Genomic DNA, 26329 nt, shown 5'->3' on the forward strand with positions numbered 1-26329 from the left:
GCGTTATGCATCGACGCGTTCCGTCATCGCGGGAAATTCAGGGAGCCGCCCCATTATGTCCGGCGGCGCCGCCGGGTCCGGGCGTCCCGCCATGGCCGACCGTGGCCGCCACGCGGCGGGCCTGCCGGTCCTCGCGCCACAGCGAACCGGCCTCCGCCACGTCCCCGTCGAAGATCTTGCGTCCGTCCCGCATCATCACGCCGCGGTCGCACAGCTCCGTCAGCATCCGGATGTCGTGCGCGACGATCACCATGGTGCGGCCCTCGCCGCGCAGCTCGCGGATGCGCGCCAGGCACTTCTCCCGGAACGGCGGGTCGCCGACGGCCAGCACCTCGTCGATGAGGAAGATGTCCGGCTCGGTGTGCGCGGCGATGGCGAACGCCAGCCGCATGAACATGCCGGACGAGTAGAACTTCACCTGGTTGTCGAGGAAGCGCTGCACGCCGGAGAACTCGACGATCTGGTCGAACTTGGCGCGGATCTCGCGTTCGCCCATGCCGAGGATGGCCGCGTTGAGGTACACGTTCTCCCGGCCGGTCAGCTCGGGATGCAGGCCCGCCCCGACGTCGATCAGCCCGGCGATCCGGCCGCGCACCAGCACCCGGCCCCGGTCCGGCCGCATCACCCCGGAGATCAGCTTGAGCAGGGTGCTCTTGCCCGAGCCGTTCAGCCCCATCAGCGCCACGGTCTCGCCGGGACGCACGGTCAGGCTGACGTCGTCCAGCGCGTTGAAGCTCTCCGACAGCTTCTCCCGCCGCATCGCCCGCACCGTCATCTCCTTGATGGAGCGGGCGTGCCGCAGCGTGAACCGCTTGCTGACCCGGTCGATGACGATCGACGGAGGGGACTCCACGGCGTCACTGCTCAAGGCGTCACTGCCCACGAAGTCACTGCTCACGGCTACAGCTCCTCGGCGAAGCGGCGCTGGGCGCGGGCGAACAGCAGCTTCCCGGCCACCAGCACGACCAGCGCCACGGCCAGCGACACGGCGGCCCGCGCGTACAGGTCGGGCGGGAAGGCGAAGTCCTGCCGGGTGCCGGGGAACCAGAACGCCCGCTGGAACAGGCTGACCGCCGAGACGAGCGGGTTGGCCAGGTAGGCGTCCAGCACCCAGTCCGGGGCCTGGTCGCGCACGTGCGTCCAGGGGTAGATCATCGGCACCGTCCAGGTGATGACGATCATCAGGATGTCGACGACCTGCTCCAGGTCCCGGAAGTACACGTTGATCGCGGCGCACATCAGCCCGAGGCCCAGGCCCAGCGTGCCCACGATCGCGAAGCCCAGCACGGCGGCGCCCAGGGCGGCCGGCGACGGCCGCCACCCGTACGACGTCGACGCGGCGAGCAGGATGACGAAGCCGGGCAGGAAGTGCACCAGCGACACCAGCAGCGACGCCGCCGGGAACAGCTCGCGCGGCAGGAACACCTTCTTGACCAGCGGCGCGTTGCCGGTGACCGAGCGGGTGCACGAGTGCAGCGTCTCGGTGAACAGGTTGACCAGCACCATCCCGGAGAACAGGTAGACGGGGAAGTGCTGGACCGCCCGGTCCATGCCCATGAACACGCCGATGATGTAGAAGTAGACCGCGAAATGCACGGCGGGCCGCACGTAGGACCAGCCGAGCCCCAGCAGCGACCCCTTGTAGCGGGCCTTCAGCTCCCGGCGCACCAGCAGCCGCAGCAGGTAGCGGCGCCGGAACACCTGCGCCAGCCCGCCGTCGGCCTCGGGCGGGCGCAGCCGGTCGTCGGCCCGTGCCGGAGCCGCCGTCATCGGTCCCCGGCGTCCGCGGCGTCGAAGGTGCGGCGCCAGGTCTCGGGGGCGGCCAGGTCGTGCATGGCGGCGCGGTAGCGGCGGCTCAGGTCGGACCACTCGCGGGTGAGCCGGGCGTGCAGCAGCGACGTGCGCTTCATGATCTGCTTGAACCGCTCGGGGTCGCGCTGGTACCAGGCCACCTTCGTGCCGTCGGCCGAGGACACCAGGGCGCTGTCGAACTTCGACAGCACGCCCCAGTGCCGGTCGATGTGCGGGATGACGGTCTGCGGGTTGTCGCGCGTGGCGGCGTCCACCGGGCGCAGCTGCTTGAGGGTGCCGAACGCGGCGCTGGCCAGCAGCGCGGCGCGGCCGCGCGGGGGCCGCGGGTCGCGTCCGCGCTTGGGCGGCCGCCGCCGTTTGACCTGCGGGAACTCCTCGTGGCTGGACCGGTTCTGGGCGTCGGGGAACGCGGCCCGGAACGCCAGGATCTGCGGCAGCTTCCCGGCGATCTCGGCGTGCATGTGGTCCGGTCCGCGCAGCACGTCCTCGATCGCCTGCAGCATCAGCTCGGCGGTGGAGTACTGCATGGCCAGCGCGTGCTTGACCGAGATGATCAGGCTCTCCTTGAGCAGGTTGCCGCCCCGCTCGTACGGCGAGTGCAGCAGCGCGGTCACCAGCCGGTTGCGCTCGTGGAAGTAGGCCTGCCAGTCGATGCCGTCGTCCTTGTCCTGCCACGGGACGTGCCAGGCGGCCATGCCGGGCAGCGAGACGGTCGGGAAGCCCGCGGCGCCGGCGCGCACGCAGTACTCGGCGTCGTCCCACTTGATGAACATCGGCATGGACAGGCCGACCTTGCGCATGACGTCGACCGGGATCAGGCACATCCACCAGCCGTTGTAGTCGACGTCGACGCGGCGGTGCAGCCACGGCGTCTCCAGCAGGCTGCCGGTGCTGGTCTGCTTGGCCGTCAGCGGGTTGGCGGGACGGGCGAAGTCGTGCTCGCGCCGGGTGTGCGGCGCCTCCTCCCACCACCACCGGTACCGCTGGATGCTCTCGCCGTAGGCGTGCAGCTGCGACCGGACGAACAGGTTGAACATGTGCCCGCCGACGATCGTGGGCGTGCGGGCGTGGTCGCCGAACGCCACCGCGCGCAGGATGCCCTCGGTCTCGGTGACCACGTCGTCGTCGAGCAGGAGCACGTAGTCGCTTTTGCCGGCGCGCAGCGTCTCGTCCATGGCGCGGGCGAACCCGCCCGAACCGCCCAGGTTGGCCTGCTCGATGACGCGCAGCCGCGGGCCGAGCAGCGCGGCGGCGCGCGGGTAGTTCTCGTGGTCGCGGACCTTCTGCGTGCCCTGGTCGACGACGTAGATCTCGTCGAGGATCTCCAGGACCTCGGGCGCGCCACCGAGCGCGATCAGCTGGTCGACGCAGAACGAGGGCCGGTTGAACGTGGTGATGCCCAGGCTGACCCGGCCCTGCCGGACCGGCTGCTCCCCGTCCGGCTCGGCGCACCAGTCGGCCCGCTCCAGCACGGCGGTGCGCTCCCCGGCCAGCACGTCCAGCCAGTACCAGCCGCCGTCGATGAACGGCTGCAGCGACAGCCGGAACGTCTCCTCGCGCGGCTCCTCGGAGTCGATCCGCACCGAGGCCACCCGCTGGATGTGGCCCTTGGCGGACGACCGGTAGACGATCACGGTGGCCTGGCCGCGCACCCGGACCCGCAGGAGCACGTCCTCGATGCTCGTCCAGCGCCGCCAGTAGCTGGCCGGGAAGGCGTTGAAGTAGGTGGCGAACGACACGCGCCGTCCGATCGGGACGACGACGGTGCGGCGCCCCACGTCCTCGGCGGCGACGTCGACCGGGAGTTCGGCGGCCCTGGCGATGTCGTTCTCCGCGGCGCGTTCGGCCTCCAGCGCCTCGGCGCCCCGGGCGATGCGGCCCTCCACGTACAGCTTGAGCACGTCCAGGTCGCGGTCCACTGGCATGACCACGCGCTGGAGCACGCGCAGGTTACTGGGCGCGCCGGTCACCTCGGTCACTCGTCCACTCCTCCGGTCACGAGACGCGCTCCCTCCGTGAAGTGGGGGCGCAGTTTGTTGTCGACCATGCTGAGCGCGCCGGCGATGGCCATGTGCATGTCGAGGTACTTGTAGGTGCCCAGCCGCCCGCCGAACAGCACGCCGTCCTGGCCCCGCGCCAGCCGCCGGTAGGCCAGCAGCCGGTCTCGGTCGGCCGGGGTGTTGATCGGGTAGTACGGCTCGTCGTCACGGGCGGCGAACCGCGAGTACTCCCGCATGATCACCGTCCGGTCGGACGGATACCAGTCGCGCTCGGGATGGAAGTGCCGGAACTCGTGAATCCGCGTGTACGGCACGTCCTCGTCGGCGTAGTTCATCACCGCCGTGCCCTGGAAATCGCCGGTCTCCTTGACCTCGGTCTCGAAGTCCAGCGTGCGCCACCCCAGCTCACCGTGCACGTAACCGAAGTAGCGGTCCAGCGGCCCGGTGAACACCACCGGCACGTTGCCGACCACCTCGTCGCGCACGTCGAAGAAGTCGGCGTTCAGCCGCACCTCGATGCGCGGATGGTCGGCCATCCGCTCCAGCCACGCGGTGTACCCGTCGACCGGCAGGCCCTCATAGGTGTCGTTGAAGTAGCGGTTGTCGAAGGTGTACCGGACCGGCAGCCGGGCGATGACCTCCGCCGGCAGCTCCCGCGGGTCGGTCTGCCACTGCTTGGCGGTGTAACCGCGGATGAACGCCTCGTACAGCGGCCGCCCGATCAGCGAGATCGCCTTCTCCTCCAGGTTGGCCGGGTCGCTCACCTCGGCCGCCTGCTCGGCGATCAGCGCCCGCGCCTCGTCCGGGGAGAACACCCGGCCGAAGTAGGCGCAGATCGTGCCCAGATTGATCGGCATCGGGTACACCCGGCCCTTGAAGGTCGAGTACACCTGGTGCCGGTACCCGGTGAACGCGGTGAACCGGCGGGCGTACTCCCACACCCGCTCGTTGGAGGTGTGGAACAGGTGCGCGCCGTAACGGTGGACCTCGATGCCGGTCTCCGGCTCGGGCTCGCTGTAGGCGTTGCCGCCGATGTGCCCGCGACGCTCCAGCACCAGCACCCGCAGGCCCAGCTCGGCAGCGCAGCGTTCGGCCACCGTGAGCCCGAAGAACCCGGACCCGGCGACTACAAGATCAACATTCACAGGACGACGTCCGTCTCCGCGGGGGGATTCGGGGGAGTCTGGCAAGGGCCTGGTATCGGCCAATCGGTACTGATTCGGGGCTAAGATACCCGGGGTTCCATTGGTACAGGTGCAAGTCCGTGAGGATCCGCCCGTCGACGGGCGTGAGGATTCGCACGTCGACGCGTACGTCAACGAGGATCTCCGTGGCCCCGACCCCTTCCGGCAGCGTGCGCTCGGGCGACCGTCCCGTGGTCTTCCTGCACGTGGGGGCGGCCAAGAGCGGCACCACATACTTGCAGACGGTGCTGTGGCACAACCGTGAGCGGCTGCGCGCCGAGGGCGTGCTGTACCCGGGCCGCGACTTCGCCGCCCACGTCAGGGCCGCCTTCGACCTGCGCCGCACGTTCTTCCGCGGCGCCACCGACCCGACGGTGCGGGGCGCGTGGCGCGAACTGGTGGACGCCGCGCGCGACTGGCCCGGGACGACGATCATCTCCCAGGAGCTGTTCGCCCCCACCCATCCGCGATGGGTGGCGCAGGCGCTGGCCGACCTGGAGTTCGCCGAGGTGCACGTCCTGTTCACCGCGCGTGACCTGGGCCGCCAGATCCCGGCGCACTGGCAGGAGGACGTCAAGAACCGCTTCACCTGGTCGTTCGACGAGTTCGTCGACGCGCTGTCGCGGCCCGACTGGGAGAACTTCGAGGCCGCGCGGCTGTTCTGGGGGCTGCAGGACCCGGTGGCGGTGCTCGCCCGGTGGGGCGCGCGGCTGCCGCCCGAGCGGGTCCACGTCGTCACGCTGCCGCGGCCCGGCGCGCCCCGCGACCTGCTGTGGCTGCGGTTCTGCGAGGCCGTCGGCCTGAACCCCGCCGCCTGCGACCTGTCCGCCACGTTCGCCAACCCGTCGCTGGGCCTGGCGGAGACGCAGTTCCTGCGGCTGCTGAACGAGGGGCTGGAGGACCGGGTCGGCTGGCACGTCTTCAACGACGAGGTCAAGCTGTTCCTGGCGCAGGAGGTGCTCACCCGGCGGCCCTCCCCCATCAAGATCAAGCTGCCCGGGGAGCACCTGCCCTGGGCGGTGGAACGGGCCGTGGAGACCGTCGAGGCGCTGCGCGCGGCCCGCTACCGCGTCGTCGGCGACCTGTACGAGCTGATCCCCGGGTACGAGACCCCGCCCGGCGCCCCGCCCGCGCCGCACCCGGACGCCCCGCGCTGGGCCGAGGCCGCCGACGTGGGCACCGACGCGGTCGCCGCGCTGCTGGGGCGGCTCCTGGACCGCGAGCGGCAGGCGGCGGCGACGCCCGGCGGCGACGCGACCGTCCGCGAGCGGCTCGACGAGCTGTCCGCCGACACGGCCGCGCTGGGCGACCTGACCGCGCGGATGGTCCGGGACGCGGCCCCGCTCACCACGCGCGCCGCCCGCGGCATGCGGCGCTACCCTGCGGTCCGGCGGCTGGGCGGCGCCTACCGCCGCATCCAGGCCCGGACCGGCGCCCGCCCGGACGCCACCGCGGCCCCGGACGCCCCCGCGGCCCCGGACGACCGCGCCGACAGCGAGTGAAGGTGAGCGCGCACATGGCCGAAGATCGATCCGCCAAGTCCGTCTTCCTGCACGTCGGCGCGCCCAGCGCCGGCGCGGACTTCCTGCAGCGGGCGCTGTGGAAGAACCGGGCGCGGCTCGGCGACGCCGGGGCCTGCTACCCGCTCGGGGGGCCGGGCGAGCACTTCGGCGCGGTCATGGACCTGCGCGAGATGTCGTGGGGAGGCCGCCGCGACCCCGCCTGGGACGGCGCGTGGGAACGCGTGGCCCGCCGCGCCCGCGACTGGGACGGGCCCACCGTGCTGTTCTCCCAGGAGCTGCTCGGCGGCGCCACCGAGCAGCAGGTCAAACGGGCCGTGGCCGCGCTGGAACCGGCCGAGGTGCACGTGGTGTTCATCACCCGCGACCTGGGCTGGCAGCTGATCCTCGACTGGCAGGCCCAGCTTCGGCACGCCCACACCATCACCTTCGAGCGGTTCGTCGACGACCTGGTCGAGCTGGGCATCGACGCGCCCGAACCGTACGGGCCGATGTTCTGGGGCCTGCACGACCCGGTGCGGGTGCTGCGGACGTGGGAGTCGGCCGTGCCGCGCGAACGGATCCACGTCATCACGCTGCCGCCGCCGGGGGCGCGTCCCGAGCAGCTGTGGAAGCGGTACTGCCGGCTCACCGGGCTCGACCCGGCCGCCTACGACGTGGCGGGCATCCCCGCCGAGGAGCCGCTGTCGGTGGTCGAGGCCGAGCTGCTGCGCCGCCTCAACGTCAAGATCGGGCCCGCGCTGGGCGCCGACTACGAACGGGCCGTGCGCGACCACCTCGTCGGCGCCGGGCTGGCCGACGCCGCCGAGGACGCCGGCCGCACCCCCATGGGCCTGCCCGACCGGCACGCCGCCTGGGCCGCCGACCGCACCCGCGCGCTCGCCGGCTCGCTGCGCGCGTCCGGCTACCGGATCGTCGGCGACCTGGACGAGCTGACCACCTCGCGTTCCCCGCAGGCCACGCTGCTGCCCGGGGACGTGCCGGACGAGCTGATCGCCACCGGGTCCGTCGCCGTCGCCGCCTACCTGCTGGAACGCGTCGCCGAGGCCAACGAACGCATCGGCCTGGCCCACCTGCACAGCGAGCTGGCGAACGTGCGGCGCAACCTGGACCAGCTCATCGAGACGGCCGCGTCGCCGTCGCCCGGCCTGCAACGGGCGGCCCGCCGCGCCGCCGGAAGGCGCACCCCGTGAGCGTCGCGGCCGTGACGGCCGTCGTCGTCACCTTCAACCGGCGTGACCTGCTGGCCGAGTCGCTGACCGCGCTGCTCGCCCAGACCCGCGTCCCGGACCGGATCGTCGTGGTGGACAACGCCTCGTCGGACGGCACCGCGGCGATGGTCCGCGACCGTTTCCCGGACGTCGACCTGCTGGAGCTGCCCCGCAACGTCGGCGGCGCGGGCGGGTTCGGCGCGGGCATGGCGCGGGCGCTGGACAGGCGCGCCGACCTGCTGTGGCTGCTGGACGACGACACCGTCCCCGAGCCCGGCGCCCTGCGGGCGCTGCTGGACGCGCGCGGGCGCGCCACCGCCGACGACGGCGCGCCCACGCTGGTCGCCAGCCGGGTCGTGTGGACCGACGGCCGCGACCATCCGATGAACACGCCGCGCGCCAAGCCCCGCGTCCCGGCCGCGGAACGGGAGGTCGCGCAGGCGGCGGGGTGCGTGCCGATCCGTTCCGCGTCGTTCGTGTCGGTGCTGGTGGACGCGGCCGTCGTGCGGGAACGCGGGCTGCCGGTCGCCGACTACTTCCTGTGGAACGACGACTTCGAGTTCACCACCCGGCTGCTGCGCGGCCGCCGCGGGCTGCTGTGCCCGGACAGCGTGGTCGTCCACAAGACCCGGGCGTTCGGCGGGACCGAGACCGACCCCGGCGACCGCTTCTTCTACGAGGTCCGCAACAAGATCTGGCTGTTCACCGGCAGTCCCGGGCTGTCGCCGCCGGAGCGCGTCCTGTACGCCGGGTCGACGCTGCGGCGCTGGTCGCGCACGTTCGCCGCGTCCTCGGACCGGACGGTTCTGCGCCGTGCCCTGCTCCGGGGGATCAGGGACGGGGTGCTGTCCCGGCCCCGGCCGACGGCGGCGCTGCTGCGCGACGTGGGGGTGAACGCGGAAGTGGACGTCGTGAATGATGCGTCGCGCTCCGTGGACGAACCGCCGCGTTCTTAGGCATCATCCCCAGATGTCCCTCGCGACGTCTGATCATCACGTGCGTGCCGTGGACCATCGCACGCCGTCCCGGGCGGTCCGGCTGATGCCGCTGCTGCCCGCGTTGGTCGCGCTGGCGGTGACGCTGGCCGGCATCGGCGGGCCGTCGTTCTGGCTGGACGAGTCCGCCACGGTCAGCCTGGCCGGCCGTCCCGTCGCGGACATGCTGCGGGTCTTCGACGACCTGGACCTCGTCCACGCCCCCTACTACCTGATCATGCGGCCGTGGGCGGCGGTGTTCGGCACGGGCGAGGTGTCGCTGCGGCTGCCCAGCGCGCTGGCCACGGCCGCGGCGGCCGCCGGGGTCGCGGTGCTGGGGCGGCGCTGCCACGGCCCGCTCGCCGGGCTGCTGGCCGGGCTGGCGTACGCGGGCGGCGTCACGGTGTCGCGGTACGGGCAGGAGGCGCGCTCGTACGCGATGGTGGCCGCGGCCGCCGTCCTCGCCTCGTACCTGCTCGTGCGGGCCGTGCAGCGGGACGCGCGGCGTCCGTGGCTCTGGTTCGCCGGTTACGCGCCGGCCGTCGTGCTGCTGGGGCTGCTGAACCTGGACGCCGTGCTGCTGGTGCCCGCGCATGCCGTCACGCTGCTGGCGGCGCGTCCGGGGCTCGCGCGTCCCGGACGGGTGTGGGCGGGCTGGTCGGCGGCCGTGGGCGTCGCGGCGCTGCCGCTCGTGCCGTTCGGGCTGGCCGCTTCCGGCCAGAAGGTCCAGATCGACTGGCTGCGCACCCCGACGTGGCACACCGTCCAGAAGCTGCCGGAGTTCCTGGCCAGCGGGCGGTGGCTGGTCGCGCCGGTCCTGGCGCTGGCGGTGGCCGGCGCGGTCGCGGGCCGGCGGTCGCGCGGCACCGCCTCGCTCACCGCCCTGGCCATGCCGTGGCTGGTGCTGCCCCCGGCGGTGCTGGTGCTCGTCTCGCTGGTGTCCGACCCGATGTACACCGAGCGCTACGTCTTCTTCTGCGTCCCCGCCCTGGCGTTGCTGACCGGTGCGGGGCTGGCCCGCCTGGGCACGCTGGCGCGTCCGGCGGCCGGCGCGGCGGCCGTGACGGCGGCGGTCGCCGTCGTGGCGGCCGTCTCGGTGCCCGAGCACGTGGCGATCCGGAAGCAGGACAGCCGTCTCGACGACTTCCGGGCCGCCGCGCAGGCCGTGCGGGACCACGGACGCGACGGCGACGCCATCGTCTACCTGGCGGGCATCGCCCGGTGGGGCGCGGCGGCCTATCCGGGCACCTTCGGACGGCTGCGCGACATCGGGCAGGCGCAGTCCCCGGTGCGGGCCGAGAACCTCAAGGGACGCGACCTGCTCCCCCGCGAGATACGCGGCTCCCTCATCCGTTCCCAACGCGTCTGGGTGATGCGCACCAGGTCGATCGTCACGCACCAGGGCGACGTGGTGTGGCGGCGCGAGCAGATGGTCCTCACCACGGGGCCGTGGCGCGTCGCCGGGGAGTGGCGGTTCCGGGGCGGCATGCTCACCCTGCTGGAGCGGACCGGCCCCTACCGCACCTCCACGTAGTCCACCTGACCGCTGCCGTCCAGGCGCCGCAGGCTCAGCGTGTTCCACCCCGCGCTCATGTCGCGCTGCACGGTCGCCGACGTCCAGGAGCCCTTCTTCGTCCTGCGCAGGCCCACCGGCCCCGGCGCCGCCCCGTTCACCGTCACCTCCAGGCGCGCCTTCTTGCCCGACCAGTTGGCGTACTGGATCCGCACCGAGTACCGCCCGGCGACCGGCACGAACACCGAGACGTCGACCGGGCAGCCCGGACGGTCGAACGGCCCGACGGCCTTGCCGCCGGACGCCCGGGGCCGGGCGAGCGGCGTCGCGCACCCGTTCAGCCGCGCCCGCTCGGCCTCGTAGCGGACCGGCGCGCCGCGCACCACGGGCCGGGCGCCGTCCCAGCCGAGCGCGGCCACGTACATGCCCCGGTTCACCTTCGAGCCGCCCAGGTACCGCTGGATGCCGTGGAAGACCAGGTAGTCGCCGCCGGCGTCGGCGAGCACGTCGGCGCTGCCCGGACCCCGCACCCTGCCGCCGTACCCGCCGGTCGACAGCAGTGGCCCCCGGGCCTTCTCGTACGGGCCCTCGATCGACGACGCGACCGCGTACCGGGTCTGGTAGTTCGACTTGAAGTACCAGCCGGCCGAGTAGAACAGCACGTACTTGCCGCCGCGTCGCACGAGATCGGGGGCCTCCACCAGGACGGGTTCGTCCGCCCCGCGGCCGAGGATGCGCTTGGGCGGGCCCGCCAGGCGCAGCCCGTCGGCGGTCAGCCGGACGAGGTAGACGGCGGCCTTGCTGCGGGCGTCGGTCTTGTAGAGCAGGTAGCGGGTGCCGTCCTCCTCGATGTAGGAGGCGGGGTCGATGGCGCCGCCGAGGCCGAGCGGGCAGACCAGCGGCTCACCGTCCAGCGGTACGAACGGGCCTGCGGGTGAGGTGGATGTGGCCACACCGATGCACTGCATGTCGCGGTCGTTGCGGCGTGCGGAGAAGTAGAGGACGTGGGTGCGGCCGCCCGGACGGGGCGGCACGACCTCCGGCGCCCACGTCCACCCGGGAGCGGCCCACGCCGGCAGCCGCGCCAGGCCGTCGCCCGGCCTGCGGGTCCACGGCCCGGTCGGCGACGGGGCCGTGGCCACCGGCATCACCGCGTCGGGGCTGTTGGTGCCGTAGGCGTAGTACGTGCCCGCCACCTTGACGACGGTCGGGTCGGCGAAGTACTGGTCGATCACCGGCTTGACGGGCGAGTACCCGGGCGCGGTGAACGGCGTCGCCGTCTGCGCGGGGCTCGGCACCGGCGGCGCGGGCGCCCGCGACGGCTTCGCCGCAGGCGACGGCCGCGCGGACGGCCGTCCGGCCCGGGGTTCCTTCCGTTCGCCCGCCTCGGCCATGCCCGGCTCCGGGGCGTGCATGCCCGCGAGCCCGGCCAGCACCACGAGCGCCACCAGCGCGCTGACCGGCGCGCCGGGCCTGCCGTGGGGCCCGCCGAACGACGACAGCGGTCCGCGTGCTCGCAGGTCCACGATCAACTCCCTCGCCACCCGCATGATGCCAAACACCCGGCCCGCGCGCCCGGTTCGGCCTCCTTCGTCACTGAATACGCATCCGGACCACTCCGGAGGAACCTAATACGCTTACTGGTCGATCCCCGCCGGAGAGGAGACTCGGGACTTGTACCGGCACAGGCGTCTCGGCACCGCCCGTCCTCCTCTCGTCATCGCGCTGCTGCTGGCGCTCACGCTCGGCCTGGCCGGGTGCCTGGGCGTCAACCTGTCCCCCTTCGGCGGCGGCGCAAGCCCCTCGGTCACGCCCGTGCCGAAGAAGCCGAACATCGTCTTCGTCCTCACCGACGACCTGTCCTGGGACCTGGTGCCGCACATGCGGCGCGTGCAGGACATGCGGGGCAAGGGCACCACGTTCGACAGGTTCGTCGTCGCCGACTCGCTGTGCTGCACGTCCCGCGCGACCATCTTCACCGGGCGGTATCCGCACAACACCGGCGTGCGCACCAACTTCCCGCCCGACGGCGGGTACGGGGTGTTCAAGGCGCGCGGCGGCGAGCAGGCGTCCTTCGCCCCGGCCCTGCGCGGCGCCGGCTACCGCACCGCCCTCATGGGCAAGTACATGAACGGCTACCTTCCCGCCGACACGCAGGGCGGGCCGCGCCCGTACGTGCCGCCCGGCTGGGACGAGTGGGCCGTCACCGGCAACGGCTACCCCGAGTACGACTACAACCTGAACGAGAACGGCAGGCTCGTCCACTACGGCAGCCGCCCGCAGGACTACCTCACCGACGTGCTGGCGAACAAGAGCGTGGACTTCATCCAGCGCGCCGCGGCCGACCGCAAGCCGTTCTTCCTGCAGGTCGCCACGTTCGCGCCGCACGGCCCGTTCGTGCCCGCGCCCCGCCACGCCGCGGCCTTCCCGCAGCTGACGGCGCCCCGGCCGCCGTCGTTCAACGAGGCCGACAACGCCGACAAGCCGTCGTGGCTGCGGTCGCGGCCCCGGCTGCGCAAGCCCGGCATCGGCCGCATCGACGCCGGTTTCCGCGACCGGGTCCGCATGGTGCAGTCGGTGGACGAACTCATCGGGCGCATCCAGCAGACGCTCGCCAACACCGGCCACGACCGCGACACCTACCTGGTCTTCGGCTCCGACAACGGATTCCACCTCGGCCAGTACCGGCTGGCGGGCGGCAAGATGACGGCCTACGACACCGACATCAGGGTGCCGTTCGTCGTCACCGGCCCGGGCGTCCCGGCGGGCCGCACGACCGACGCCCTCACCCAGAACACCGACATCGCCCCGACGTTCCTGGAACTGGCGGGCGTGCCCGTGCCGCCCGCGACCGACGGACGCTCCCTCGTGCCGTTCCTGCGCGGCAAGGACCCGGACGACTGGCGGAACGTGGCGCTGATCGAGCACGTCAAGCCTCCGCCCAGCCGCGAGGACCCCGACCGGCAGGACTCCGGCCCCGGCGCGCCCCCCACCTACAACGCGCTGCGCACCACGAACGAGCTGTACGTCGAGTACGTCAACGGCGAGCGCGAGTACTACGACCTCGCACGCCACCCGCACGCGCTCGACAACCGCGCGAAAGCGATCCCGCCGCAGCGCGCGCGGGAACTGTCCGGCCTGATGTACGCGCTGACCCGCTGTGCGGGCGCCAAGTGCCACACCGCGGGACGCACCCGCTGAACCACCTGGTCCCGTGGTCCGCAACAGGCCACCTTTACGAAGATCGCAAGCCCGGCCGGCACACGTTCACGCGAGTCACTCGCCATTTACGGCAACAGATGTGCGGCCGGGCACCGCTTTACAAGACCGTTTCACGCGGCGCCGCCGATATGATCCGTGGCGAACCTTTGATGGGCCATCGAACGCGCATACTTTGAGGCGCGCACAGTCGGGCGTCACACGATCACTGGAGACGGGCGTGACCGCACCCAGGACCCCGGACGACGAGCCGGGCCGCGACCAGCAGCAGGCGTCGACCCCGCAGGACGCGGCGGTCCCGCCCCCGCCGCGGTGGCTTACCGAGGCCGATTCGCAGGCCGACGCGCCCCTGCTGCCGGAGGCGCCCCCGCCACCGTTCGACACCGGCGACAACGACACCGACGGCAACGACGCGGAGACCACGCGTTTCGACAGCGAGGTCACCCGGGTCGACCGCGGCGCCGGGCAGGACGGCGGCGACGAGAACGACGCCGACGCCACCCGTACCGACGTGTACCCCGCCAAGGCCGCCGCCGCGTCGCCGCCGGCTCCCCAGCCGTCGCCCGATGAGACCGTCACCGACCTGTCCCCGTGGCTTCCGTCCAAGAGCGAGGCCGCCGACCAGGCCACCGACGAGGACGAGGACGACGACGACCTGGAGCGCACCCGCGTCGACCACGGCCCGCGGCTGTCGAAGGAGGAGCCGACCGAGCAGCTTCCGCTCCCGCGGCAGCCCGCGCCCGGGCCGCAGCAGGAGGCGCCGGACGAGGCCGCGGCCGCGCCGTTCCCCTACGCGCAGCAGATCCCGGGAACCCCGCTGGCCGCGCCGACCGCCACGCCCCAGCCACCGGCCCCGCCCGCACCCGAACCGTTCCCCTACGCCCAGCAGATCCCGGACGCGTCGTCCGCGCTGCCCGCCCCCGGACCGGCACCGGCACCGGCGCCGTACCAGCCTCCGGCGCCGCCGTCCGACCACCGGCAGCCCCCGGCGCCGTTCCCGTTTCCGCAGGACATCCCCGACAACAAGCCGCAGCCGACGCCGTTCCCCTACGCGCAGGAGATCCCCGGCCACGACCCGAACCCGCCCGGCCTGTCGGACACCCGGTTCGACATGGGGCCCGCGCCCCAACCCGTGGCGCCGCCGCCGCAGATCGACGAGCCGTGGCGCACCGCGCCCAGCGGCAAGAAGAAGCGCGGTTCCGGCAAGCTCGGCAAGCGCATCGCGCTCATCGCCGGCGCCGGGCTCGCCGCCGCCGCGCTGGTCGCCGGGGGCTTCGTGGTCGTGTCCAACCTCGGCGGGGACGACGAGGGCGGCGGCCCCGGAGCCCAGCTCGCCCGTTCGGTGTTCCCGGTGGACGCCACCGCCCGCACCGACGGGTACGACCAGGACATCACCGGTGTCGCGGCGTCCGGCTCCACCGTGGTCGCGGTGGGCGGCGAGACCGGCCCGCGCGGCTCGCGCGGCATGTTCCTGGTCTCCACCGACGGCGGCCGCACGTTCGGGCCCGCCGCGGTGCGCGGCGCCGACGACACCGCCCCCCGCGTCGGCGACGTCCCGGCCGCTGTGGGCGGCTCGTCGCGCGGCTGGGTGGCCATCGGCTCGCGCGTGGGCGGCGGCGCGGTGTGGACCAGCGAGAACGGGCGGGACTGGCAGCGCCAGCCCGACGCGGTCGGCGACGTGTTCGGCGGCAACACCCGGGTCAACCGGATCGTGGCGGCGGGCGACCGCTTCCTGGCCGTCGGCGAGACCTCCGCCAAGGGCGACTTCAGCGACTCGGTCCCGGCCGTCTGGCTGTCGGGCGACGGCCGCCGCTGGGAGCCGCGCTCGGGCGACCAGATCGGCCTGCAGGTCCGCGACGCCAGGCTGCAGCTCGTCACGGCCGCCGCCAGCGGCGACGTCATCCTCATGGAGGCCCTGGTCACCCCGCAGAAGGGCCGCCAGGGCGCGTACCGGAGGGTGTGGCGCTCGCAGGACGGCGGCCGCACCTGGACCAACTCGGAGGTCCCGGTGCCCAAGGGCTCGCGCGGCCTGATCATCGGCGGCGGCCCCGCCGGGTTCGTCGCGGTGCGCGAGCTCGGCGCCGGCGGTTCCGCCCACGGCCAGGCGTTCGTCTCCAAGGACGGCGGTTCGTGGACCCAGGCGGGCACGCTGAAGACGTCCGGCTACCGGGTGACCACGCAGCTGCTCGGCGACGACAAGGGCTTCGCCGCCGTCGTCACGCGCGGCCGCGACGTGCTGCTGTCGCGCAGCGCCGACGGCCGCAGCTGGCGCGACACCGGGGTGCTGGCCGCCCAGCCGGGCCGTGAGATCAACGACGCGGCGCTGGCCGGGGAGCAGACCGTCCTCGTCGGCACCGAGCCGGGCGGCGGCGACGCCGACCCGCTGCTGGGCGTGTGGGACGGCGGCGGCCGCCAGCTCCCCGTCGACCTGGCCAAGGTGCCCGGCGCGGTCCGCTCCGACCACTCGGTCATCGCGGTCGGCGCGACCGGCGACCGCGCGGTCGCCGTGGGCAGCGCGGCGGGCGACGCGGCCGTGTGGACGTCCCAGGACGGCGGCACCTGGCAGCCCGCCCAGGGGCTCGGCGCCGCCTTCACCCGTCCGGGCTCGCAGCAGCTCCTGGACGTGACCTCGGGCGGGTCCGGCTGGCTGGCCGTGGGCTACGACCAGGTCGCGCCGCGGCGGCCGCTGGTCGTCACCTCCGCCGACGGGACCACCTGGCAGGCCGTCGACACCGCCGCCGCGTTCCGCGGCAGCTCCCGGGCGGTGCCGACGACCAGCGCGGCGGCGTCCGGCCAGGCCGGCTACGTGGTCGTCGGCACCGACGGCACGTCGGCCGCCGCCTGGTTCTCCGCCGACCTGAAGAACTGGGAGCGCGGGCGCGACGCGGGCGCCAACGCCGGCCCGAACGGCGCGCTGAACAGCCGAAACGGCGACACCCGGTGGATCCTGGACGTGACCGGCGGCTCGTTCGGGTACGCCGCCGTCGGCGGTGTCCGCGACCCGAAGGCGGGCAACCGTCCCGGCGTGTGGTCGTCGACGGACGGCAAGCAGTGGACGCTCCAGCTGCTGTCGCTGCCGGGCGGCACGAAGGAGGGGCACCTCACGCACGTCGCGTCCAACGGCAACACGCTGGTGGCCGCCGGGATCGCCGCGACGGGGCAGGGCCTGGTGTGGCTGGGGTACGTCTCGTCCGACGGCGGCAAGACCTGGCAGCCGCTGCAGGCGCCGGGCGGCGACGCCAAGGTCACCATGACCTCGCTGTCGTCGGCCGGCAAGGGCTTCGCCGCCACCGGCACCACCGGCGACCCGGGGGCCGCGGACGTGGTGTCGTGGACGTCGGCGAACGGCTCGTCCTGGACGTCGCAGAAGCCCGGCGGCAAGGGCCTGGCGGGCGACGGCGAGCAGCAGGTCACCGGGCTCGCCGCGTTCAAGGGCAAGCTGCTGGGAGTGGGCCGCACCGCCGACCAGAACGACGACCAGCCGATCCTGTGGACGCGCCCGGTCCCCTGACGGCCGGTCAGCCCTCGCTTCCGCCGCCCGCGACCGCGTCGCGCTGGTCGCGGGCGTGGCGCGGGACGTATCGGGAAGCCGGCTTCGGCCGCACGGCCGCGCCCCGCGGCTGCGGAGCCGGAGCCGGAACCTGCTGCGGCTCAGAGGCCGGAGCGGGAGCCGGAACCTGCTGCGGCTCAGGGACCGGGGCGGGGGCCGGGACCTGCGGCTGCGGGGCCGCGGGCTCCGGTTGCGCGACCGGGGCCTGCTGCTGCGGGGCCGGCAGCGTATCGGGCGCGTCGCGGTTGCGGTTGCGGCGGGCGCCGTAGGGGGCGACGATCAGCCGGTAGACGGGGCGGCGGATCAGTGTGGGCGTCAGGCGGTAGCCGCCTCGGATGATGACGTTGCGCCAGTACTGCATGCGGGTGATGAAGCCCTCGCGGTACATCTCGCGCTGCAGGCGAAGTTCCGAGCGCAGCAGTTCACGGCCGCCGCGCCGCTCGTACGCGCCGTCGCCGACGCGGTAGTACACCAGGGGTTCGGCGATGTTCACCGCGCGCGCGCCGTTGGCGATCATGCGGACGAACAGCCAGTAGTCCTCCATCAGCGGCAGGTCGCCGTAGCCGCCGACGGCGATGACCGCGCTGCGCCGGTACACGACGGTCGGATGGTTGAACGGGTCGTGCAGGCGCGAGTAGCGGGCGATGTCGTAGGGGTCGCTCGGCGGGATGCGGCGGCCCACCACGTCGTCGATGCCGGAGCCGAACTCCAGCAGCCCGGCGCCCACCAGGTCGGCCCCGGCGCGCACCAGCGGCACCTGCATCTGGAAGCGGTGCGGCATGGCCACGTCGTCGGCGTCCATGCGCGCCACGATGTCGAACCGGCTGGCCTGCAGCCCGGCGTCCAGTGCGGGGCCGAGGCCGCGGTTGCGCTGGAGCTGCACGAACGTCACCTCGACCGGGCTGGCGGCGATCAGCCCGCGCAGGCAGAACTCCAGTTCGGGCGAGACGGGGCCGTCCTGGACGAGGACGACCTGGTCGGGCCGGACGGTCTGGTCGTGCACGGCGCTGCGGAAGGCGTCCCGGACATACTCCTCCCGGTCACCGCCGTAGACGGTCATCAGGAGGGCGAAGGGTTCGGGGGGGATGTCGGCCTTCAAGAACTGTCCATTCCCGGGAGCGGGCCGTTGTGCGGTGGGGCCGCACGCGGCCCCGCGGTCGTCACGGGCGGGGAGCCGTCACGTCCAGCTGGTTCATTGCCAAAGGTAGGTGAAAGGTTCGTGAGCGTCGCCAAGATACAGCGGAGCCGGACGGACCATCGACCGGTTGTTCGCGTTCCTCGCTGTATTCACCCCCTTGTAACATTTCCCGCGCCTGCCCCGCGAGCTGCGCGCGCGGTCATGTCTGGGCGCAAACGTCCTGGTCGGCGCGGATCTCCCCGGCCACCTTGGGCACCTGGCGGGCCGCCCCCGCGACGTTCGCCCCGTCCCGTCCGATTACCAGGTACACCTGGCCAGGTCTGGCCGTCGCGGACGGGCGCGGCTGACGTCCGGGCAGCACGGCGGCGAGCGCGGCGGCGTGCCGTTCGGCGCCGGCGCCGTAGAGGATCTGCGTGCGGGCGGTGGACTTGGCCTTGGTGTTGCCGACGCTGACGACCTGGAAGTTCTTCTCGGCGAGCTGGTCGGCGACGCGCTGGCCGAGCCCGTCGGTGGGCGTCCCGTTGTAGACGGCGACCTTCACCTGGTTCGGGGGGACGGGCGGCTGCGCGGGGCCCGGCCGGGCCCCGCCGGGCCGTCCGCCCGCCTGACCCGCGGCCGGGGGCTTGGGCCCGGGGTTGTTCTGGGGGACCTCGTTGTCCTGGCGGATCGCCTTGAACAGCGGCCGGGCCAGCGCGTTGTTGAACTGCACGCGGTTGGGGTCGGCCGGATACGCCTGCACCGGGACGGTGACGAACCGCACCTTGCCGGCGCTGAGGCCCTGCATGCTGCCCGCCAGCCGCTGCATCACCGACAGCGTCAGCCGGTTGTCGGTCTTCATCGACTTGGTGACGGCCGACAGGAACCCGTACACCTTGCCCGGGTCGGTGAGCATGCCCTGGCTGGTGGCCTTGTTGACGACCGAGGCCATGAACTGCTGCTGGCGCTTGATGCGCGACAGGTCCGAGCCGTCGCCGAGGCCGCCGGTGCGGGTGCGCACGTAGCCGAGGGCCTGGTCGCCGTTGACGGTCTGCTTGCCCGCGCGCAGGTACAGCTCGGCCTTGGGGTCGTTGACGGCCTTGGGCACGCAGATCTCCACGCCGTCCAGGGCGTCCACCACCCGCTTGAAGCCGGTGAAGTCGACCTCGACGTAGTGGTCGATGCGGATGTCGGTGATGGCCTCGATGGTCTTCCAGGTGCAGGACGGGCCGCCGATCGAGTACGCCGCGTTCAGCATGCTGAGGCCGCCGGGCTGCGTGCCGCCGTTGCGCGTCTTGCACGAGGGGCGCTGCACCATCGTGTCGCGCGGGAAGCTGAGGCCGATGGCCCGGTCGCCGCCCGGGGAGATGTGCAGCAGGATCGTGGTGTCGGAGCGCTCGCCCTCCTCGGTGCCGTACCGGGCGTTCTCGCCCTGGCGGCTGTCCGAGCCCATCAGCAGGATGTTGATGGAGTTGTTGAGCTTGGCCGGACGGTTCTCGCCCAGCTTGTCGTCGACGTTCTCGCGGGTGATCTGCCCGTCCAGCCGGCGCCAGAAGCCGTAGGCGGTCAGGCTGCCGACCACCAGCAGCGCCGACAGCGCGATGGAGACCCAGCCCAGCACGCGCCAACGGCGGCTCCGCCCCGGTTCCGGGGGCGGGGCCGCGCCGTTGTCGAAGTACACGCGCGGGGGCGCCGCCAATCGCTGCATCCGTAACATTTCAGCACACAGGGGACAGCCGCCACCCGGTTCACGGCAAAGTCGCGGCCCGCCGGCTCCGGCCACTACCGGGCGCTACGGGACGACTAGACTCCGGTGAGGATGAGCATCGTGGACGCCCTGACCGACCAGGCGATGGTCGTACTGCAGGACCGTCCCCTCGTGGCGCTGCACGCCTGGCTGGCCGAATCCCTGGACGACTGCGCCGCCTCCGGGCGCACGCTGCAGCTCGTCACCCCGATCGACACGCGGCTGTCGCTGCCGCTGCGCTCGGTCGTGGCCGGCCGGACGGCGCAGTGGGTGGTGCGCGACGGCGACGGCTACTACGAGGGCCTGACCGGACGGCCGCTGCAGTGGGACGGCGCGACGTTCGTCCCCGTGCCCGAGGCCCGCGACTACGCGCCGGGCTTCACCACCCGTCCCACCGCCCCGATCGGCGCGCAGCTCGCGCTGGTCTACCGTTCGCAGCACGGCCCCGGCGACGAGACCCTCGGCGGCGCCGCCGACCATCTCCTGCGGCTGCTGACCGGCCGGCCACCGGCCGGGTGGGGCGCCGCCGAACCCCTGGCGCACTCCTGGGAGCCCGACCGGTTCACCGAGTACGCCCGCGGCCGCGCCTCGGCCCGGCTCGTCGTCATCGGCGACGGCCCGCGTCCGGCCCAGGCGGTGTGCGAGTTCACCGCGGCGGGCACGGGCGCGACGACCGAGGTGACCACCGTGACCGTCGGCTACACCGCCGACGACCCGCCGCCGCTGCGGCACCTGCCGTCCCTGATCGGCGCGCTGGCCGCCGAGCAGCCGGTGACCTCCCTGCTGGCCCAGCTCGTCCCGGGCCGCGCCGACCTGACCGCCGAACCGCGCTGGACGGGCAGCCCCGCTCCGGTCGCGCTGGCCGTCACCGGCACCGTGACGGGCCCGCCAGGCATCCCCGGCCGGCAGATCGGCCCGCCGGGCGCCCCGGTCACCCTCTTCCCGCTCGGTGACGGCCGCTCCCCCGACGGCTGGCGACGCCACCGCGAGGTCATGCGGCACCTGCGGTCCGCCCAGCCGTCATGACGCGTCAGCTCTCCGGCTGCTGCGACTGCCCCTGCTGCTGGGACTGCTGCGGCGACTGCCCCTGCTGCGGCGACGGCTGCTGGTACTGAGCCTGCGGGGCGTGCTGGGCCTGCGCCTGCGGAACGGCGGCTCCCTGCTGCGGGTAATACTGCGGCTGCTGCTGGGCGTACTGCTGCTGCTGCGGGAACTGCGGGTAGGCCGCCGCCCGCCCCGGCGCGGCGGCGTGCTCCGGGCCCTTGGCGAGGCCGCCCAGCTGGAGCCCGACACCGGCGAGGATCATGCCGACCCCGGTGATCGCGCACACGATGGTGAAGTTCCCCAGCTCGGCCATCTGCCGGGGATCACGCGAGTCGTCCCCGGCGGTGACGATGTTCAGGAACTGGACGCCCACGGCGGTGATGAGCGCGAGCACGCCGAGGATGAGACAGGCGACGAATCCGCCATTCATCTTTTTCTCTGGCATGCCCCGGCATGCTACTGCCGCCCGGTGCACACGTCATCACCCTCCGCTCACGCCCTGACCAGGCCGGACGCGCCGTCCGGCCACGTCCGGCCACGAACGGGCCGGGCCGTTTCAGTGGAGCCCGCGGAAGAACGCGCGGACGTCTTCGACGTACGGGCCGGGGACCTCCATGGCCGGGAAGTGGCCGCCGCGGTCGAACTCCGTCCAGTGGACGACGTCGTACCTGCGCTCGGCGAACCGGCGAGAAATCGTGGGGATGACCAACGACTGGGTAGACTGACGGCATGAACGCCACGGCCGACGACGGCACCCCCGCCCGCCTGAAGGACGCGCCGAGCTGGCTGATCAACCAGGTCTCGCTGCACTCCCACCGGCTGGTCGCCGAGAGCATGGCCGCCGCCGGCGCCCGCGGCTACCACTACCGGCTGCTGGCCGCCCTGGAGGAGTTCGGCCCCGCCAGCCAGGCGGCACTCGGCCGCCGCACCGGCATCGACCGCAGCGACGTCGTCGCCATGCTGAACGAGCTGTCCGACCAGGACCTGGTGCGCCGCTCCCCCGACCCCGCCGACCGGCGCCGCAACGTCATCACCATCACCCCCGAGGGGACGCGCCACCTGCACCGCCTCGACCAGGTCCTCGCCCAGATACAGGACGACCTGCTCGCCCCGCTCTCCCCCGCCGAACGCGGCGAACTGGTACGGCTGCTGTCGGCGCTGCTGGCCCACCACTCCGGCCGCTGACCGGCGCGAACGACGTCCCCGCGTTTCTTCCGGCACGAGGGAACGGCCGCGGACGACGATGCGTCACATGAACATCGGCCGCCTCGACGGCATCGAAAGAGATGGCCGAAACAGCGACAATCAGGACCGAACGGGCCGTCTGATGACCACCGCGCCGTCCACGTCTCGCTGAAACCTCACCGTTCGACCTGTTCGGAGGGACCATGCAGCCGCCTCAATGGCCCGGGCAGCCGGGCTACCCGCCGGGGCCCCAGCAGGGGCCGCCGTTCGGTCCCGGAGTGCCCGGAAACCCGCTTCCGCCGCCCAAGAGCGACGGTGGCGGCGGTGTCATCATCGCCCTGCTTCTCGGCGGCGGGCTCCTGGTACTCGTTCTGATCGTCGGCGTCGTCGTCGTGCTCGCGAACGGCGGAGACGACGATGACGACCCCACGCCCCCGCTCGCCGTGTCCCGAACGGCGACGCCGTCGTACTCGCCCTACAGCACCCCGACGACCGGCACCGGCGGAATCGACCCGCAGGGCGTGCTCAAGTCGACGATCCGCACCGCGCGCGGCAACACGTTCACGCAGGTCGGGACGCGTGTCGACTCGTGCACCGCGCGGGCCAACTCCACCATGCTGGAGCGGCTGCGCCTCTACCCGTGCACGGGCCAGATGTACTCGGCGGTGTACGCGAACCCGTCGCGCAGCATCGTCACCGTCATCTCGGTCGTGAACGTGGGCAGCTCGTCCGACGCCAACGGCCTCAGCCGGGCCGTCTACTCCGAGGGCTGGCCCCGCCTGCTCAAGCCGTCCAACACCAGCGGAATGCCGCAGCTCTCCCAGGAGCCCAGCCAGTGGACCCGCGCCTGGACGCTGAACTCCTCGATCATCTACGCCCAGTCGTACTGGGCACGCGGCGGCGCCGTCGGCGACCGGACCGGCTCCGTCTACAACACGGCGGGCGAACTCGGCGTCGAAGTGACCAACGCCCTGCGCTTCAGCAGCTGACGAGACCCCCACAGGGCCGTACCGCCCCCGGTACGGCCCTTCGCCATAACAGCCCCACGAGCTGAGGCCCTGTGCGCCCCCTGGGCCCGCCCACACTTCAACGCCGCCGTTTCTCTACACGGCTGCGGCTCAACTGCGCCACCACTCGAACCCGCCAGGGAAACCGATCGTTGCGCGTCCGTCGTCCGAACCCGAGCCGCATGCTGACGCCACCAGTCCGGGCGGCGGGCCGGTGACGCCGGCCTCAGCCGGTAGCGGCGGACCCGCCGGCGCCTGCCGCCTCGGCCGCCGCCTCGGTCGCGCGCCAGCTCAGCGGCGGACCGTCGGACTCGCCGTCGGGGTGGACCGCGCCGCCGAGCCAGCGCACCAGGGCGTCGGCGAAGCGGCGGGCCACCTGCGGGCCCTCCGGCACGTCGGCGGCCGCGCGGACGTCCACCCACCAGACCTGGTCCGAGGACGCCAGCCGTTCGGTGAACTCCGCGCCCAGCAGCCGCCGGATCTCCCCGGGAACGGCCACCGGCACCGGCGCCTCAATGGACACGAGCAGCTGACCCGCGAGGTCGTACAGCCGGGTGGCCGCGGGCTCGCCGCCACGGACCTCCAGCGGCAACCCCATGGCGATCAGCCCGTCGACGACCGCCCGCACGTCCGGCGGACGGCGCACCACGGCGACCAGGTCGCAGCTCATCCGCCCACCCCCGGCGCGCCGATCGAACGGGCGAACACCTCGTAGGCGATGCGGCCGACGGCCGTCCCGGTGTCCCCGGCCAGCTTGCCCGCGTCGAACGCGCCGCCGACCGCCAGATGCCGGTCGTACGGCACGTGCACCACGGGCAGCTGCCACTGGCTGAGCATCTGCTCGGCGCGCTCCAGGTCGGCGCTCGCCTGCGGCGCGTGCGTCACCGTCGCCACGACGGTGCGTTGCAGCAGCTCGCGCCGGCCGTTGTTACGGAACCACTCCAGCGCGCCACGGGCGCTCAGTGCGCCGTCCACCGTGCCCGGCGTGACCAGGACGAGGCCGTGCGTGCCCGCGAGGATGCCCTGGTGCAGGTCGGTGAGGATGCCCGCGCCGCAGTCGACGACCGCGGCGGCGAAATGACCGCCGACGGTGCCGAGCGCGGTCTCGAAGGCGTCGAGGGTGAACTGCTCCGCGATGCGCCCGCCACGGGTGGCCGACAGCACCCACAGCCGTTCGCCTGCGCGCGTGAGGTACGGCGCGGCTTCCTCGAACGAACGGGGCCGACGTTCGACCAGGTCGAAAAGCGAGCGTTCGGCCTGCACTCCGAGCCGCAGCGGCAGCGAGCCCAGCTCGGCGTCGGCGTCCACGGCCAGCACGCGGTCGGCGCGATACCACGACAGCTCGGTCGCCAGCAGCGCCGCCATGGTGGTCTTCCCCGCCCCGCCGCGCACACTGACCACCGTGAGCCGCCGGAGACCGGGCACCGGACGCCGCAGCATCTCCGCGATCGCGACCTGAGCCTGACCGTCGGACGCTCCGGAGCCGCCGACGACCTTGCGCACACCCCGCCCCATCCGCACGAGCAGCGGGTCACCATGATGCGATTTACGCCCCAGCTCATCGCCGATCCCCCCGTCACCATGCCGCAGCAACCCCCGCTCGCCAGCAGCGGGCTTGGCCACCGCCCCCTGCGAAGCACTGTCCGATTCCGGCGGCCGCGCCGACGTCGGCTGCGCCATCGGCGGCGCCGAACGCACCGGCTGGCCCGGCTGCGCCACTGGAGCGGGATTGACGGCCGATCCCTGCGAAGCACCGCTCGCTTCGCGGTTCGGCGTCGGCGCAGTCTGCGGCACCTTCGAGGGCGGACGCACCGACTCCCCAGACTGCGCCACCGCAGTGGGATGGGGCGCTGGCCCATGCGGAGCACTGTCCGGGGCGGGCGGGCGCGCTGGTGCGGGCTGCCCCTTCGGGGACGCGTGCACCTGCTCGCTCGGCTGCGCCACCGGCGAGGGGTGGGGCGCTGGCCTCTGTGGAGCACTGTCCGGGGCGGGCGGCTGCGCCGACGTCGGCTGCGGTGCCTTTGGGGTCGGACGCACCGGCTCACCCGGCTGCGCCACCGGAGTGGAGGGGGGCACTGGCCCCTGTGGAGCACTATCCGGCTCGGACGGTTGCGCCGACGTCGGTTGTGCCTTTGAGGCCAGGTGGCCCGGCTGCGCCATCTTTGGGGACGGAGGCACCGGCTCCCCAGGCTTCGCCACCGAAGTGGGATGGGGCGCTGGCCCATGCGGTGCGCTGTCCGGGGCGGGCGGCTGCGCTGGTGCGGGCTGGCCCTTCGGGGGCGCGGGCGCCTGCTCGTTCGGCTGCGCCATCGGCGAGGGGTGGGGCGCTGGCCTCTGTGGAGCACTGTCTGGGGCGGCCGGCTGTGGTGCCTTTGGGGTCGGGTGGGCGGGCTTGTTCGGCTTTGCCGTCGGGGTGGGGTGGGGTTTTGATCCTTGCGGGGGGTTGTCCGGCTCTGGGGCGAGGGTCGCGAGTCCGCGCCGGGGCATTCCCAATTCGCGCAGGACGATCTGCTGCCAGCTCGAGTCGGACACCTGCCTCCCCTTCGTCACCGCAAGCCTACGAAACTCCGACTGCCGTCGTGGTGCCCTGCGGCGTTCGGAGCGGCGCGGACGGTACGGTCGGCCCGCGTGGCGTGCACCTCCACTAATCGTCCAATGAATGCCCCCGTATCCGACCATGCGGCGTCATATGCTCCTTTGGCGGACGGGATTCGATCTTGGAGGGTGACAAGGGTGGCGGAGTTCTCGGGCGCGGAGCTCGAACGGATGCTGACCGAGGCGCGCAAGACCCTGGAGTCGATGCGGCAGGGTGACACGGCGCCCCGTCCCGCGAAGAGCGCCAAGGCCGCGGACGGCGACACGCTGGAGGGGGTCGGCGAGGCGGCCGACGGCAGGATCAAGGTGACCGCCGAGGCAGGGGGCCGCGTCAAGAGCGTGGACCTGGATCAGAAGGCCATGCGGATGTCCCCCCAGGAGCTGGGTGAGCAGCTGGTGGTGGCGGTCAACGCCGCGCTGGAGGACCTGCGCGCCAAGGCGGCGACCGCCGGGGCGGCCCAGCGGGAGGCGGACCCGGGTGAGCAGGCCGAGGACATCCAGAACCAGAGCCTCCGGCAGATGGAGCTGATCACTCAGGCCATCAACGACACCCTGGCCAAGATCGGCGGCAACCGCTGAGCACGGCGGTGCGCGAGGCCGCCTAGGACCGGGCGGTGACGGGCCGCGGCCTGTCGGTTGTCGGAAGCCGGGATT

21 protein-coding genes are annotated in these 26329 nt (G+C 73.2%); 10 read left to right on the forward strand and 11 right to left on the reverse strand.

Going from position 1 to position 26329, the window contains the following annotated elements:
• Window positions 1-37 precede the first annotated feature (37 nt).
• The 4 genes from ABD811_RS37315 to glf are packed head-to-tail and all read right to left on the reverse strand — an operon-like array spanning window position 38 to window position 4957.
• Window positions 38-898: an ABC transporter ATP-binding protein gene (locus tag ABD811_RS37315; protein WP_344957234.1), complete on the reverse strand. Its 861-nt coding sequence runs from the start codon at window positions 896-898 to the stop codon at window positions 38-40.
• A gap of 2 nt (window positions 899-900) precedes the next feature.
• Window positions 901-1770 (reverse strand): ABC transporter permease, encoded by an 870-nt coding sequence (locus tag ABD811_RS37320; protein WP_344957236.1) that lies wholly within the window; start codon window positions 1768-1770, stop codon window positions 901-903.
• Window positions 1767-3791 (reverse strand): glycosyltransferase, encoded by a 2025-nt coding sequence (locus ABD811_RS37325; RefSeq protein WP_344957238.1) that lies wholly within the window; start codon window positions 3789-3791, stop codon window positions 1767-1769. The genes ABD811_RS37320 and ABD811_RS37325 overlap by 4 nt, the downstream gene beginning before the upstream one ends.
• The gene (gene glf, locus ABD811_RS37330; RefSeq protein ID WP_344957240.1) at window positions 3788-4957 is read right to left on the reverse strand and encodes a UDP-galactopyranose mutase; all 1170 of its coding nucleotides are present in this window, start codon (window positions 4955-4957) and stop codon (window positions 3788-3790) included. Before glf ends, ABD811_RS37325 begins: the two co-directional genes overlap by 4 nt.
• Window positions 4958-5142: 185 nt before the next feature.
• Between glf and ABD811_RS37335 the strand changes: the two genes are divergently transcribed.
• Genes ABD811_RS37335 through ABD811_RS37350 form a run of 4 tightly spaced genes read left to right on the forward strand, consistent with a single transcriptional unit; the run spans window position 5143 to window position 10235 of the window.
• Complete coding sequence (locus ABD811_RS37335; RefSeq protein ID WP_344957242.1) at window positions 5143-6498, forward strand: hypothetical protein; 1356 nt, start codon at window positions 5143-5145, stop codon at window positions 6496-6498.
• Window positions 6499-6512: 14 nt separating this feature from the next.
• Window positions 6513-7709, forward strand: coding sequence for a hypothetical protein (locus tag ABD811_RS37340; protein ID WP_344957243.1), 1197 nt, complete (start codon window positions 6513-6515; stop codon window positions 7707-7709).
• Window positions 7706-8683 (forward strand): glycosyltransferase, encoded by a 978-nt coding sequence (locus ABD811_RS37345; protein ID WP_344957245.1) that lies wholly within the window; start codon window positions 7706-7708, stop codon window positions 8681-8683. Before ABD811_RS37340 ends, ABD811_RS37345 begins: the two co-directional genes overlap by 4 nt.
• A 49-nt stretch (window positions 8684-8732) precedes the next feature.
• Complete coding sequence (locus ABD811_RS37350; protein ID WP_344957247.1) at window positions 8733-10235, forward strand: glycosyltransferase family 39 protein; 1503 nt, start codon at window positions 8733-8735, stop codon at window positions 10233-10235.
• Here ABD811_RS37350 and ABD811_RS37355 read toward each other — a convergent pair.
• The gene (locus ABD811_RS37355; RefSeq protein ID WP_344957249.1) at window positions 10217-11740 is read right to left on the reverse strand and encodes a family 43 glycosylhydrolase; all 1524 of its coding nucleotides are present in this window, start codon (window positions 11738-11740) and stop codon (window positions 10217-10219) included. The genes ABD811_RS37350 and ABD811_RS37355 overlap by 19 nt on opposite strands.
• A gap of 148 nt (window positions 11741-11888) precedes the next feature.
• On the opposite strand from ABD811_RS37355, the gene ABD811_RS37360 reads away from it, so the two are divergent.
• Together ABD811_RS37360 and ABD811_RS37365 are read left to right on the forward strand one after the other, a co-directional pair.
• Window positions 11889-13415 (forward strand): sulfatase family protein, encoded by a 1527-nt coding sequence (locus ABD811_RS37360; RefSeq protein ID WP_344957251.1) that lies wholly within the window; start codon window positions 11889-11891, stop codon window positions 13413-13415.
• Between the two features lie 238 nt (window positions 13416-13653).
• Entirely contained in the window at window positions 13654-16944 is a 3291-nt protein-coding gene (locus tag ABD811_RS37365; RefSeq protein WP_344957253.1) for a sialidase family protein, read from the forward strand.
• 7 nt (window positions 16945-16951) lie between these two features.
• Here the strand turns inward: ABD811_RS37365 and ABD811_RS37370 are convergent, their stop codons facing one another.
• Together ABD811_RS37370 and ABD811_RS37375 are read right to left on the reverse strand one after the other, a co-directional pair.
• Entirely contained in the window at window positions 16952-18082 is a 1131-nt protein-coding gene (locus ABD811_RS37370) for a glycosyltransferase (RefSeq protein ID WP_344957255.1), read from the reverse strand.
• Window positions 18083-18320: 238 nt separating this feature from the next.
• The gene (locus ABD811_RS37375; protein WP_344957257.1) at window positions 18321-19805 is read right to left on the reverse strand and encodes an LCP family protein; all 1485 of its coding nucleotides are present in this window, start codon (window positions 19803-19805) and stop codon (window positions 18321-18323) included.
• A gap of 111 nt (window positions 19806-19916) precedes the next feature.
• Between ABD811_RS37375 and ABD811_RS37380 the strand changes: the two genes are divergently transcribed.
• Window positions 19917-20870, forward strand: coding sequence for a DUF6177 family protein (locus ABD811_RS37380; protein ID WP_344957259.1), 954 nt, complete (start codon window positions 19917-19919; stop codon window positions 20868-20870).
• A 4-nt stretch (window positions 20871-20874) separates the two neighbouring features.
• Here ABD811_RS37380 and ABD811_RS37385 read toward each other — a convergent pair whose 3' ends face one another.
• Both ABD811_RS37385 and ABD811_RS37390 read right to left on the reverse strand, forming a co-directional pair.
• On the reverse strand, window positions 20875-21333 hold the full coding sequence (locus tag ABD811_RS37385; RefSeq protein WP_344957261.1) for a hypothetical protein: 459 nt from the start codon (window positions 21331-21333) through the stop codon (window positions 20875-20877).
• Window positions 21334-21444: 111 nt separating this feature from the next.
• On the reverse strand, window positions 21445-21597 hold the full coding sequence (locus ABD811_RS37390; protein ID WP_344957263.1) for an alpha/beta fold hydrolase family protein: 153 nt from the start codon (window positions 21595-21597) through the stop codon (window positions 21445-21447).
• A 20-nt stretch (window positions 21598-21617) separates the two neighbouring features.
• Here ABD811_RS37390 and ABD811_RS37395 point away from each other — a divergent pair, with 20 nt between their 5' ends.
• A complete protein-coding gene (locus ABD811_RS37395; protein ID WP_344957265.1) occupies window positions 21618-22073 on the forward strand; it encodes a MarR family winged helix-turn-helix transcriptional regulator in 456 nt (151 codons plus the stop codon).
• Between the two features lie 203 nt (window positions 22074-22276).
• Window positions 22277-23062: a hypothetical protein gene (locus ABD811_RS37400; RefSeq protein ID WP_344957267.1), complete on the forward strand. Its 786-nt coding sequence runs from the start codon at window positions 22277-22279 to the stop codon at window positions 23060-23062.
• A 244-nt stretch (window positions 23063-23306) separates the two neighbouring features.
• Here ABD811_RS37400 and ABD811_RS37405 read toward each other — a convergent pair whose 3' ends face one another.
• The gene (locus ABD811_RS37405) at window positions 23307-23750 is read right to left on the reverse strand and encodes a hypothetical protein (RefSeq protein ID WP_344957269.1); all 444 of its coding nucleotides are present in this window, start codon (window positions 23748-23750) and stop codon (window positions 23307-23309) included.
• A complete protein-coding gene (locus ABD811_RS37410; protein ID WP_344957271.1) occupies window positions 23747-24583 on the reverse strand; it encodes a MinD/ParA family ATP-binding protein in 837 nt (278 codons plus the stop codon). The genes ABD811_RS37405 and ABD811_RS37410 overlap by 4 nt, the downstream gene beginning before the upstream one ends.
• A gap of 1230 nt (window positions 24584-25813) precedes the next feature.
• Between ABD811_RS37410 and ABD811_RS37415 the strand changes: the two genes are divergently transcribed.
• A complete protein-coding gene (locus tag ABD811_RS37415; RefSeq protein WP_344957273.1) occupies window positions 25814-26254 on the forward strand; it encodes a YbaB/EbfC family nucleoid-associated protein in 441 nt (146 codons plus the stop codon).
• Window positions 26255-26329 lie beyond the last annotated feature (75 nt).

It is taken from the genome of Actinomadura miaoliensis (assembly GCF_039536785.1).
GTDB classification, from domain to species: Bacteria; Actinomycetota; Actinomycetes; order Streptosporangiales; family Streptosporangiaceae; genus Spirillospora; species Spirillospora miaoliensis.

Bases quoted from the DNA above. Each gene is read 5' to 3' on its own strand.
- ABD811_RS37385 (WP_344957261.1), bottom strand. From the start codon at position 21,333: ATGCCAGAGAAAAAGATGAATGGCGGATTCGTCGCCTGTCTCATCCTC.
- ABD811_RS37400 (WP_344957267.1), top strand. From the start codon at position 22,277: ATGCAGCCGCCTCAATGGCCCGGGCAGCCGGGCTACCCGCCGGGGCCC.
- ABD811_RS37340 (WP_344957243.1), top strand. From the start codon at position 6,513: ATGGCCGAAGATCGATCCGCCAAGTCCGTCTTCCTGCACGTCGGCGCG.
- ABD811_RS37405 (WP_344957269.1), bottom strand. From the start codon at position 23,750: ATGAGCTGCGACCTGGTCGCCGTGGTGCGCCGTCCGCCGGACGTGCGG.
- ABD811_RS37380 (WP_344957259.1), top strand. From the start codon at position 19,917: ATGAGCATCGTGGACGCCCTGACCGACCAGGCGATGGTCGTACTGCAG.
- ABD811_RS37375 (WP_344957257.1), bottom strand. From the start codon at position 19,805: ATGCAGCGATTGGCGGCGCCCCCGCGCGTGTACTTCGACAACGGCGCG.
- ABD811_RS37395 (WP_344957265.1), top strand. From the start codon at position 21,618: ATGAACGCCACGGCCGACGACGGCACCCCCGCCCGCCTGAAGGACGCG.
- ABD811_RS37320 (WP_344957236.1), bottom strand. From the start codon at position 1,770: ATGACGGCGGCTCCGGCACGGGCCGACGACCGGCTGCGCCCGCCCGAG.